Origin of the sequence: Nocardia amamiensis NBRC 102102 (assembly GCF_001612745.1) — a bacterium.
Classification (GTDB): domain Bacteria; phylum Actinomycetota; class Actinomycetes; order Mycobacteriales; family Mycobacteriaceae; genus Nocardia; species Nocardia amamiensis.
In genome coordinates this window covers 73,597-83,600 of sequence record NZ_BDBA01000032.1, presented here as the reverse complement: position 1 = coordinate 83,600, position 10,004 = coordinate 73,597, and the positions used below count along the sequence as shown (strand labels likewise).

The 10,004-nt window shown below is 67.9% G+C and carries 10 protein-coding genes; 8 read left to right on the top strand and 2 right to left on the bottom strand.

Annotated elements, in window-relative coordinates:
- The 3 genes from NA4_RS41320 to NA4_RS09380 all read left to right on the top strand — a co-directional run.
- The coding region (locus NA4_RS41320) for a YncE family protein (protein WP_169811002.1) at nucleotides 1-860 on the top strand (860 nt) is incomplete at its 5' end.
- A complete protein-coding gene (locus tag NA4_RS09385) occupies nucleotides 860-1,159 on the top strand; it encodes a DUF5703 family protein (RefSeq protein WP_174552918.1) in 300 nt (99 codons plus the stop codon). The genes NA4_RS41320 and NA4_RS09385, both read left to right, overlap by 1 nt.
- Before the next feature lie 4 nt (nucleotides 1,160-1,163).
- On the top strand, nucleotides 1,164-2,240 hold the full coding sequence (locus tag NA4_RS09380) for a quinone-dependent dihydroorotate dehydrogenase (RefSeq protein ID WP_067467157.1): 1,077 nt from the start codon (nucleotides 1,164-1,166) through the stop codon (nucleotides 2,238-2,240).
- A gap of 13 nt (nucleotides 2,241-2,253) precedes the next feature.
- On the opposite strand, the gene NA4_RS09375 is transcribed toward NA4_RS09380, so the two are convergent.
- Nucleotides 2,254-2,640, bottom strand: coding sequence for a hypothetical protein (locus NA4_RS09375; protein ID WP_067467155.1), 387 nt, complete (start codon nucleotides 2,638-2,640; stop codon nucleotides 2,254-2,256).
- 781 nt (nucleotides 2,641-3,421) lie between these two features.
- Between NA4_RS09375 and NA4_RS09370 the strand changes: the two genes are divergently transcribed.
- The 5 genes from NA4_RS09370 to NA4_RS40240 all read left to right on the top strand — a co-directional run bounded on the left by NA4_RS09370 (nucleotide 3,422) and on the right by NA4_RS40240 (nucleotide 9,424).
- Nucleotides 3,422-4,906, top strand: a complete 1,485-nt coding sequence (locus tag NA4_RS09370) for a PfkB family carbohydrate kinase (protein ID WP_245671227.1) — start codon at nucleotides 3,422-3,424, stop codon at nucleotides 4,904-4,906.
- Nucleotides 4,903-5,640, top strand: coding sequence for a GTP cyclohydrolase II (locus tag NA4_RS09365; protein ID WP_084496935.1), 738 nt, complete (start codon nucleotides 4,903-4,905; stop codon nucleotides 5,638-5,640). Before NA4_RS09370 ends, NA4_RS09365 begins: the two co-directional genes overlap by 4 nt.
- A 175-nt stretch (nucleotides 5,641-5,815) precedes the next feature.
- Complete coding sequence (locus NA4_RS09360; RefSeq protein WP_067467145.1) at nucleotides 5,816-7,648, top strand: AMP-dependent synthetase/ligase; 1,833 nt, start codon at nucleotides 5,816-5,818, stop codon at nucleotides 7,646-7,648.
- 170 nt (nucleotides 7,649-7,818) lie between these two features.
- A complete protein-coding gene (locus NA4_RS09355) occupies nucleotides 7,819-8,628 on the top strand; it encodes a class I SAM-dependent methyltransferase (protein WP_084496937.1) in 810 nt (269 codons plus the stop codon).
- A gap of 304 nt (nucleotides 8,629-8,932) precedes the next feature.
- Complete coding sequence (locus NA4_RS40240; RefSeq protein ID WP_157128917.1) at nucleotides 8,933-9,424, top strand: hypothetical protein; 492 nt, start codon at nucleotides 8,933-8,935, stop codon at nucleotides 9,422-9,424.
- Nucleotides 9,425-9,593: 169 nt separating this feature from the next.
- Here the strand turns inward: NA4_RS40240 and NA4_RS09350 are convergent, their stop codons facing one another.
- Entirely contained in the window at nucleotides 9,594-9,881 is a 288-nt protein-coding gene (locus tag NA4_RS09350) for a hypothetical protein (protein ID WP_067467139.1), read from the bottom strand.
- Nucleotides 9,882-10,004 lie beyond the last annotated feature (123 nt).

The window sequence follows — 10,004 nt, the reverse complement described above, 5'->3', positions numbered from 1 at the left end:
GCCGGGTGCTGCCCGCCGGCCCGGTGTCTGCGCTGGAATCCGATCCCGGCACCGGGCTGCTGGCCGTGCTCGACGGCACCGCGCTCACCGTGATCGACCCCGACGCCGCCCAGCCCACCGTGCGCACCGTGACACTGCCGGAACGCGCGAGCGCACTGGCGCCGGGCAGGCCGGGTGAGATGCTGGCGACCGCGCAGGGGCGGGTGCTGCGGGTGGATCTGGCCAGCGGTGCGATCAGCGAGGTCGCCGTCGACGGCGAGGTGCGGTCGGTGCTCCCGCGGCCGGACGGCGGGCTGCTGGTCGGTACGGGCGATGGCCGGGTGCTGGAGGTGGCGCCCGGCGGTGCGGTGACCAGGACCGTGTCCGGGCTGCTGTCGGCCGACGAGCTCGCCGAGGCCGACGGCAAGCTCACCGTGCTCGACCGTCACCAAACCGCGATCTTCGAGCTCGACCTCGGCGGCGAGCGGCTGGGATTGGCGCTGCGGGCGGGCGACGGCGCCACACAGATGATCGGTGACGCGCGCGGCCGGTTCGTGGTCACCGACACCGCCGGGGGCGAACTGCTGGTCTACACCGCGGGACCGCTCGTGCTGCGTCAGCGTTTCCCGGTAGGATCTTCGCCTTACGCACTTGCCTACGATCAGCGGTCCGACACCGTGTGGGTGACGTGCACACAGCGCAACGAGGTCGTCGGGTTCGACCTGTCGACAGGTATACCGAAGGAAGTGGGACGCTACGCCACCGTCCGGCAACCGAACTCGGTGACCATCGAGCAACACACCGGGGACATGTTCGTGGGATCCGCGACCGGCGACGGTCTGCAGCGGATCGGTGCGGACGATCGGAAGAGAGGGCACTGATGGCTCCAACAGCGCGCGCGGGAGACGATTCCGCGACATCCTCTGATCCGGCGGCACACCGGCGGCGCGGGCGCGCGTTGCCCGCGGGCTGGGAGACCACCAGCGACGACTACGAGTATGTGCCGCTGCGCCTGCCGCCGGATGTCACGCGGGTGACCGCGTCCATGCGGCTGGCGATCCAAGCCGAGTTCGGTGGCTGGGAGCTGTCGCGGGTGCGGGCCTACACCGACGGCAGCAGGCGGGTCCTGCTGCGGCGGCGAAAATCCGCACTACTACCCCAGCCCGAACCCGGAATGTGAGCCGATGTACGCCCTGCTACTCCGACTGATGTTCCTGGTCGCGCCGGAACGCATCCACCACCTCGTCTTCGCTGTCATGCGGTTGGCCGCCTGGTGTGCGCCCGTGCGCTGGGCGATGAGCAAAATTCTCGTCAACGATGACCCGATTCTGCGTACGACGGCATTCGGGGTCGAATTCCCCGCGCCGCTGGGGTTGGCCGCCGGATTCGACAAGAACGCCGACGGTGTCGACGCCTGGGCTCCGCTGGGATTCGGTTTCGCCGAGGTCGGCACCGTCACCGCCCAGCCGCAGCCGGGCAATCCCGCACCGCGACTGTTCCGGCTGCCCGCCGACCGGGCGCTGATCAACCGGATGGGCTTCAACAACCACGGCGCCGCCGCTGCCGCCGAACGGCTGCGCGGGCGGCGCGGCGCCGTGCCGATCGGGGCGAACATCGGCAAGACGAAGATCGTCGAACCGGATGCCGCCGCCGCCGACTACGCCACCAGCGCCGCCCTGCTGGGCCCGCTGGCCGATTTCGTCGTGGTCAACGTCAGCTCCCCCAATACCCCCGGCCTGCGGGATCTGCAGGCGGTCGAATCGCTGCGTCCGCTGTTGCGGGCGGTGCTGGACAGTGTGCGGGTGCCGGTGCTGGTGAAGATCGCTCCGGACCTGTCCGACGAGGACATCGACGCGGTCGCCGACTTGGCCGTCGAGCTGGGTCTGGCGGGCATCGTGGCCACCAACACCACCATTCGCCGCGACGGTTTGCGCTCCGATCCGGACGATGTCGCCGCCATGGGCGCGGGCGGTCTTTCGGGGCCGCCGGTCGCGGAGCGCTCGCTCGAGGTGCTGCGCCGGTTGTACCGGCGTGTCGGTGACCGGTTGGTGCTGATCTCGGTCGGCGGTATCGAAACGGTCGACCAGGCGTGGGAACGCATCCTCGCCGGTGCGACGCTGCTGCAGGGCTACACCGGCTTCATCTACGGCGGCCCGTTCTGGATGCGCCGGATCCATCGCGGTCTGGCGCAGCGGTTGCGGGCCGGCGGGTACCGCAGCATCGGTGATGCCGTGGGCGCGGAGCACACAGCGCACGCCTGAACTCCAGCGCGGGTCAGCCGTGGACGAACGGGGGTTCGATCGTCTGGGTGAGTGATCGGCCGGTGCGCGGGCTGTGCCCCGGCGGCGTCGGGTCCGCTTTGGGTCGCAACTCCTTCTCCAGTCGCGCCGCCATCCGCTTGGCCAGCAGGATCACCGCGTGGTCGCGCAGGATGCCCAGTTCATCGGCGTAGACGTCGACGCGGGCCTGGGTCATCCGGTCGTGCACCATGGCCGGGTCGCTGAGCAGCTCGTCCAAGTGCATGCCCGCCTCGGCTTGCGCGCGGGTCAGCACGCGGTCCGGCAGCCAGCTCAGGCGCCAGCCTTCGGTGTCGGTGTCCCGGTAGGCGGCTTCCGGGGTCAGATCGCTGGTCATCGTCCATTCGGTGGCGTGAATGGTCATCGGTGTCTCCGGTGCAACAGGTGGAGTGAGGCCGGCTCCAGGGTGCTGAATTCGATGATCACGAATGCCTCCAGTCGTGCATCCGCTGGTGCAGCGCGGTGGAGGTGCTGCACCGTGATTTCCGCGGTGTCGGCGCTGTCGGAGCCGACGGGTCCGTTTGCCGGGCCTGGCGGCCGAGTGCGCCGCTCGGCCCGGCAAGGGTTCGGGTGCGCCGGTGGGCTGAACCGGCATACCGGCCGCATCGTTTCCGCGCGGCAGGCATGCTCGCCCGTTGCGGTGCGCCGTGGGTGATCGGGCCGCGATCGGCGGCATGTATGGCCGGGCCGGTCGTCGTGTCCGAGGGGTTGCCGTGCGCCGGTCGCGTAGACGGTGAGCCTTGTCCGGCTGCGGGCGCGGCTGATGGGTGAATGCCTTCGCGCTGACGCGTGGCAGGCGACGGCCAGGGTGCGGTGTTGCGGGGATGTCCGGCGGCTCGTTTAGTCCACCACCGGCTTCGGCACCAGCTCGGTATCCGGTCCGGCGGGGCGGGGGTGCCGTCGCCGCCGACTCTGCCGTATGCGGAGAATCATTCTCATCACCAGCCCTCCCGTGCCTGGTGGAGCGATGGGGATCGCCACATCCAGTGTGGCATTTGCCGTTCCCCGAGCGCAATTGCCGTTGTAATTTGGTAATTGACAATTTGCCCGCTGGCTAAACCCGATTTGCGTGGCCTACGTGCGCCCGACAGCTTCGGTGCCGCACCGATCGAGGAGGGTCGCCCATGGTCCCGCAGGATTCGGGAATGGTTGCCGTTCGCAATATCCTCACGCGGTTGTGCAAGCGGTCCGGCCTGAGCTCGGATCGCTTGCGTAGCACCGAAATCGACGTTCTACCGCTGCTGGATCTGCTGGCCGTGCGCCAGTACGCGCGGCGTGCGGGCATCGACCGGGAAGAAGCGGTGCTGCCGCTGGTGCGCGATGTGGCCGGGCGCTTGGAGCCCACCGACCGGCTCATCGTCGACGCGGAACTGTCACTGGGCCTGCTGCGTGAGAATCCGCCTGCCGCTGTCGATCCCGATCGGCTCTATGCGTCGGATCTGGGCGAGCGTCGCGAATACCTCGCCGAACACTGGCCAGTGCTGCACGAAGCCGTTGGGGCGCAAGCCATTCCCGCCGCGCCGACAGTGCGGACCCTGCGCGGCACGCCTGAGCGCAGGGCGTTCACGGCACTGGCCGCGCAGCTGGCCACGGCTTCGGTGTTCGACGGAGCGCATGTCGTCGAGACCGGTAGAGGCGCATCGAAAGATGCTGCGGACCAGGATCATTCGCCGAAATATCGCGGCGTGGTCACCGTGGTCGGCGACGCGGTGATCGACCACATGTACCTGGTCGACCGGATCCCCGGCCCCGGCGGCACCACTCGCGGCGGCTACGAGGAGCATCCCGGTGGCAAGGGACTCACCCGTGCCGTCGCCGCCGCCCGACTGGGTCTGCGGGTGCGGCTGATCTCGGCGGTCGGTGACGACGACGCGGGCGCCCGCATCCTGGAATACCTGCGCAGCGAGGGGGTCGACACCGAACTGGTCAAGGTGGTGCCCTACGCGCCGACGCCGGTCACCGCGGTGATCGTCGCGGGCACCGGCGCGGCGAGCACGATCGGCTGCAAGGACGAGCGAATCCGGTTGAGCGCTCAGGATTTACGCAGCGACGCGATCCGCTCCGCGATCGCCACCTCGGATGCGGTGCTGCTGACCTTCGAACAACCCACCGGCGTGATCGAGCAGATCATGGCGGATCTGCGCGGGCTGCGGTCGCGGCCGCTGGTGGTCGTGCATCCCGCGCCGCCGCTGGATCGCCCGCAGTACCTCTACCACCACCTCGGTGTGGTGGATTACCTGGTCGGCGGCGACAAGGACCTGGACGCGCTCGCGATGGTGCCCGATGGCGCCACGGCCTCCGGGGAGAAGACCGCCACGCTGTTGCGCGCGCTCGGGGTGCGGGCGGTGTGCGCGATCAAGGATTTCCGGTGCGCGGTGTGGTCCGACCAGCTCAGCGACCGGTTTCACCCCTTCCCGACCGCGCTGGACGACTCGGTCGGCGCTCACGCTGCCTTCTCCGCCGCCCTGGTATATCGTCTCGTCTCGACGCGCCGCCCCGCCGCACGCAACGACTACGTCTGGGCGACCGCCGCGATGGTGGCGACGCAATCGGTCGGGGACGTCCCGGGAGCAATGCCACTGGTGGGTGAGATCGAACGGATCTTCAGACTCGCTTCGGAGGAGCATTGACCAGAGTTGTGGACCTTGCCGACACCGAGCACCGGTTCCGTCGCAAGGGGCATGATCTGCGTGTTCGGGTGATGGAGCTGAACGGCGACGGTGAGCGGGGACACTTGCTGCTGTTCGGCGACGTCGCCGACGGATGCCTGGTGCGGGTGCATTCGCGGTGCCTCTACGGCGAGGCGCTGCGGTCGGAGGACTGCGACTGCGGACCGGAGCTGGACAAGGCGCTGGATCTCATCCAAGCCGCGGGCTCGGGGGTGCTGGTCTATCTGGAGCAGGAAGGGCGCGGCGCGGGGCTGATCGCCAAGGCCCTGGGATATCGCGAAAGCGAGCGCTCCGGCGCCGACACCTTCACCAGCTATGAGCGACTCGGCTATCCCGCCGACGCGCGCGCCTACTCCGCGACCGCCCATGCCCTGGCGGATCTGGGATTGCGCTCGGTGCAGCTGCTCACCAACAACCCCGCCAAGGTCGAAGCGCTACGGCAGGGAGGTTTGCAGGTCACCGCGGTGCCGCTGCGGACGCGGGCGCTCAGTGAGCGGGCCCGCGAGTACCTCGAAGCCAAGCGCACCCGCCGCAAGCATTGGATTCCGACCGATTCCGCACCGTGGGCGGTCGAGGAGCCCTCCGGTGCCGCTACCGACGAGCCATTGGCCGTCGATCCGGTCGTCATCACGCCCGGTGAAACGGCCCGGCCCCGCCCCGGTTCCGCTTCTGCGGCGGATCTGATCGGCGCGTAGTGATGTAAGAGCCACCACAACCCTCGTGTCTCGCTACCATGAGTGAGCCGCGCCACAGGTGGCGCGCCGAATCATGAGAGACTGGCGGCGTCTTCGACGCATTATGTCAGGAGCTCGGACCGGCGTCGGCGAACACCGCGGATCGGTCCACGCCAGAGATAGCGGGAACAGGGATATGACGACAACAGATATCGGATACGCGCACGAATCGGGCAAAACGGTCTACACCGTGCCCGCGGCATTCCAGGAGACCGCGCGACTACGCCCCGACCAGATCGCCTTGCGCAAGGTGGGCGGCACGCAGGAATACACCTGGCGCGACTACGCCGAACGTGTGCGCTCCCTCGCGGCGGGCCTGGCCGGCCTCGGCGTGCGGCGCGGCGACACCGTCGGCATCATGCTCACCAACCGCCCCGAGTTCAACCTGGTCGACACCGCGGCACTACACCTGGGCGCGACCCCGTTCTCGATCTACAACACCAGCTCCTCCGAGCAGATCACCCACCTGTTCACCAACGCGGGCAACAAAGTCGTGGTGACCGAACAGGTTTTCCTCGACCGGATCACCGCCGCCGGTGTGCCGGTCGAGCACACCATCCTGGTCGACGGACCCGCCGAGGGCACCATCACCCTCGAACAGGTCGAGGCCGCACCCGCCGCCGACTTCGATTTCGACGCCGCCTGGCAGGCCGTGCAAGCCGACGACCTGGCCACCCTGATCTACACCTCCGGCACCACCGGCCCGTCCAAGGGCGTGGAGATCACCCACCGCAACGTTCTCGCCCAGGTCATTGCGCTGGTCAACGGCCCGCTCGAGGTCGGCCTGGACGATCGCGCCGTGTCCTACCTGCCTGCCGCGCACGTCGCCGACCGGATCTCCGGCCACGCGATCAATCTGCTCACCGGCATTCAGATCACCACCGTGCCCGACCCCCGTGAGGTGGCCGCCGCCCTGCCCGACGCGCGCCCGACCATCTTCTTCGGTGTGCCGCGGGTGTGGCAGAAGATCAAGGCGGGCGTGGAGGGCAGGCTCGCCGCTGAACCGAGTCCGGTGAAGAAGTCGCTGGCCAACTGGGCGATCGGCACCGGCATCGCGGCCGCGCGGGCGGATCTGGCCGGAAAGGGCCGCGGTCCCCTGCTGAGCGTCCAGCACGCGATCGCCGAGGCACTAGTGCTGTCCAAGCTGCGTCATGCGCTCGGTTTGGATCAGCTGAAGGTCGCCTCTTCCGGCGCCGCCCCGATCCCTCCGGAGACCCTGGAGTACTTCCTCGGCCTCGGGTTCACCGTCAGCGAAGTGTGGGGCATGTCGGAGACCACCGGCGTGGGCACCTACACCGAACTGGACAAGCCGCGCCCCGGCTCGGTCGGCCGCACGGTGGACGGCATGGAACTGCGGCTGGACGCCGACGGTGAGGTGCTGGTGCGCGGCCCGATCGTCACCCGCGGCTACCGCAACATGCCGGACAAGACCGCCGAAGCCATCGACGCCGACGGCTGGCTGCACACCGGCGACATCGGCACCCTCGACGCCGACGGCTACCTGCGCATCGTGGACCGCAAGAAAGAACTGATCATCACCGAGGCGGGCAAGAACATCGCGCCCTCCAACATCGAGAACGCGGTCAAGGCCGCCTCCTCGCTGATCGGCCAGGCCGTCGCGGTCGGCGACGCCAAACCCTACATCGCCGCCCTGATCGTGCTGGACCCCGATGTGGCCGCCATCCGCGCCAAGGAGCTCGACGCCACGGGTGAGGACATCGCCACCCTGGCCACCCGCCGCGAGATCCTCGACGAGGTGCTGGCCGCAGTGCAGGCCGGCAACACGAAGCTGTCGCGGGTGGAGCAGATCAAGCGGTTCACCGTCCTCGGCGCCGTCTGGGAGCCCGGCGGCGACGAGCTGACCCCGAAGATGTCGCTCAAGCGCGTCCCGATCGCGACCAAGTACCAGGCCGAGCTCGCGGCGCTGTATGCCAAGGAGCCTTCCGACCAGGTCGTCAACGTCACCTAGGTTTCTGCCGGAAGGACTGTGGCCCTGAGCATTTCGCTCAGGGCCACAGTCGTTTCACGGGCCGCCACGCCTTGACGAATCCTTGGCGGGCGCGTTCTTTGACCTCGGTTGAACACATGTTTGGTATATTGAACATGCGTTCAAACGATGAGTTGCCCGGGGCCGAGAAGATCCGCGTCGACCTCACCGGAGCGCCGCAGACGATGCTCGCGACGCTGTACGCCAAGGCGCTGGACGCCGACGCGCAGACCCCGCTGTTGGGCGACACCTGGGCCAAGGATGCGGTACGCCGCATCGACTACGACTGGCGAAGCACCAGCATCACCCGACGCAATCAATCAGGGGTGACGCTTCGCACAGTCCACTTCGACAACTGGGCGCGCGAGTTCCTCGCTCAGCATGACCGTGCGACCGTATTGCACCTCGGTTGCGGGCTGGACAGCCGAGTTTTCCGGCTGGACCCCGGTCCTGACGTCGAGTGGTACGACGTCGACTACCCCGAGGTGATCGCGCTGCACGAACAGCTCTATCCGGCCCGCGCGCACCATCACCGCATCGCCGCGTCCGTGACGGATCGGGAATGGCTGCACGCGATTCCCGCCGACCGTCCCGTGCTGATGATCGCCGAAGGCCTGACCATGTACCTCACCGAAGACGCCGGCCTCGCCCTGCTGCGCGCCGTCGTCGAGCACTTCCCCTCCGGCGAGCTGCACTTCGACGCGTTCAACGCGCTCGGGATCAAGACGCAGAAAATCAATACCGTCGTCCGGCGCTCCGGTTCGACACTGCATTGGGCGATCAACGGCCCCGACGACATCGTTTCGGCGGTACCCGGGGTTCGGCAGCTCGCCGCGATATCGGTCTTCGACTCCGAGTCGTTCCAGCAGGGCGTTTCCGGTGGCTACCGGTTGATGGGAAGAGTGATGTCCTTGGTTCCAGCACTGCGGATGATCGCCCAGTACCACCGCTACGCATTCTGAACAATCGGCCCGACTACCGCGACCGGCTCTGCTCGGACGCGTCCGGACTGATCGCCGAGCACACGGCACGATCGAGGCAGGCGCGGCTGTCTGCCGTCCGGGCCGGATCAACCTACCCAAGGGGGTAGCTTTTCAGACCCCGAGGGATGGCCGAGACCAACCCAAGTGGTCGTATCTCCGACCGCCATCCATCCATGAGCATTGAGGAGTCAGTCCAACAACAACCGTCCAACCATGGAGGCTTCTATTGTCACGCAACCGCCAGAGGCACTTGCTCGCAGCGCGTCGTACGATCGGTGATCCCTTGACGGCCGATTCGACCAACTACATCACTGATGCTCCGGGTGCCCCCAGCGGGTCGCTGTCCCCTACGACGCCACGGGAGGCGGCGGTGGCGGATACGCCGGTCCGACGCCGCAGAATCCTGGCCGCCTTGCTCGCGATCCTCGTCGCGGTCGCCGGTGGCGCGATCGCCTATTGGAGACTCGACACAGGTGACCGGACCCCACAGGCCGCGCCGACCACCGTCACCCAAGCCGCGGGACCGGCCACAGCCGCCATCCCAGAGACCCGCGACGTCTCCATCAAAGAGGGTGGCAACACTCCCTCGATGATCGACGCGGCGACCCGCAATGCCGCGCGCGGCGTCGCGCACCGTCACAATCCTGGTCGGCCGAACCGCGGTCCAAGTGGCCCTCGACCCGGTCAGCGACACCGTCATCAACGTCACCGTCAACGCCAGCAACAACAGACCCCATCTGTGCCACCAACAGTGGTGACGGCGCAGTCTCTGTAATCGGGCCGACGGCCACCCGCGTCGTCATTCCCGAGGGGAAGAATTCGCAGGCAGCGGCGGCCGACCGCGGTACCCGCACCAGCTACATCACCGACAGCGATACAGGTGATCGCAGCGGCCGCCCGCATAGTCACCATCCACGTAGGACGAAATCCCGAACCGAACCCCACTACAGCTGTGCCGTAGCGAATCCGACGAGGAGAACACTGAACCCGCCGATCTCACCGACGACCAGCGCGGCTAGGACGAACCGCATCGAGGGCGGCGGGTTGCGCATTTGATTGTCCGTCTGCCGCTGCAACGCGAGCCGAATGTAGTTCGCAATCGTCACCACGAACAGCAGGACGATCACCACAGCCGCACCGAAGTTCACCGCCGACGGCCAGCCCGACAATTCGACGCAGGCCGAGGTGATCCGAATCGTGGCCGAGTGGCTGACTACCGGATCTGACGACAATGGAAGCTCGCTTTCCGAGTCGACGCTCCACCACCAAGCTGAAACGGAACGGTGAGACCGATGACCATAGTTCGATCAGGCCTCGGCCAGCCAGCACTGCGATTCTGCCAGGCGTGATCTGCG

What these genes read in the sequence shown, in the direction of transcription:
- NA4_RS09375 (WP_067467155.1), bottom strand. Translation starts at nt 2,640, where the DNA reads ATGACCATTCACGCCACCGAATGGACGATGACCAGCGATCTGACCCCG.
- NA4_RS09380 (WP_067467157.1), top strand. Translation starts at nt 1,164, where the DNA reads ATGTACGCCCTGCTACTCCGACTGATGTTCCTGGTCGCGCCGGAACGC.
- NA4_RS09370 (WP_245671227.1), top strand. Translation starts at nt 3,422, where the DNA reads ATGGTTGCCGTTCGCAATATCCTCACGCGGTTGTGCAAGCGGTCCGGC.
- NA4_RS09385 (WP_174552918.1), top strand. Translation starts at nt 860, where the DNA reads ATGGCTCCAACAGCGCGCGCGGGAGACGATTCCGCGACATCCTCTGAT.
- NA4_RS09360 (WP_067467145.1), top strand. Translation starts at nt 5,816, where the DNA reads ATGACGACAACAGATATCGGATACGCGCACGAATCGGGCAAAACGGTC.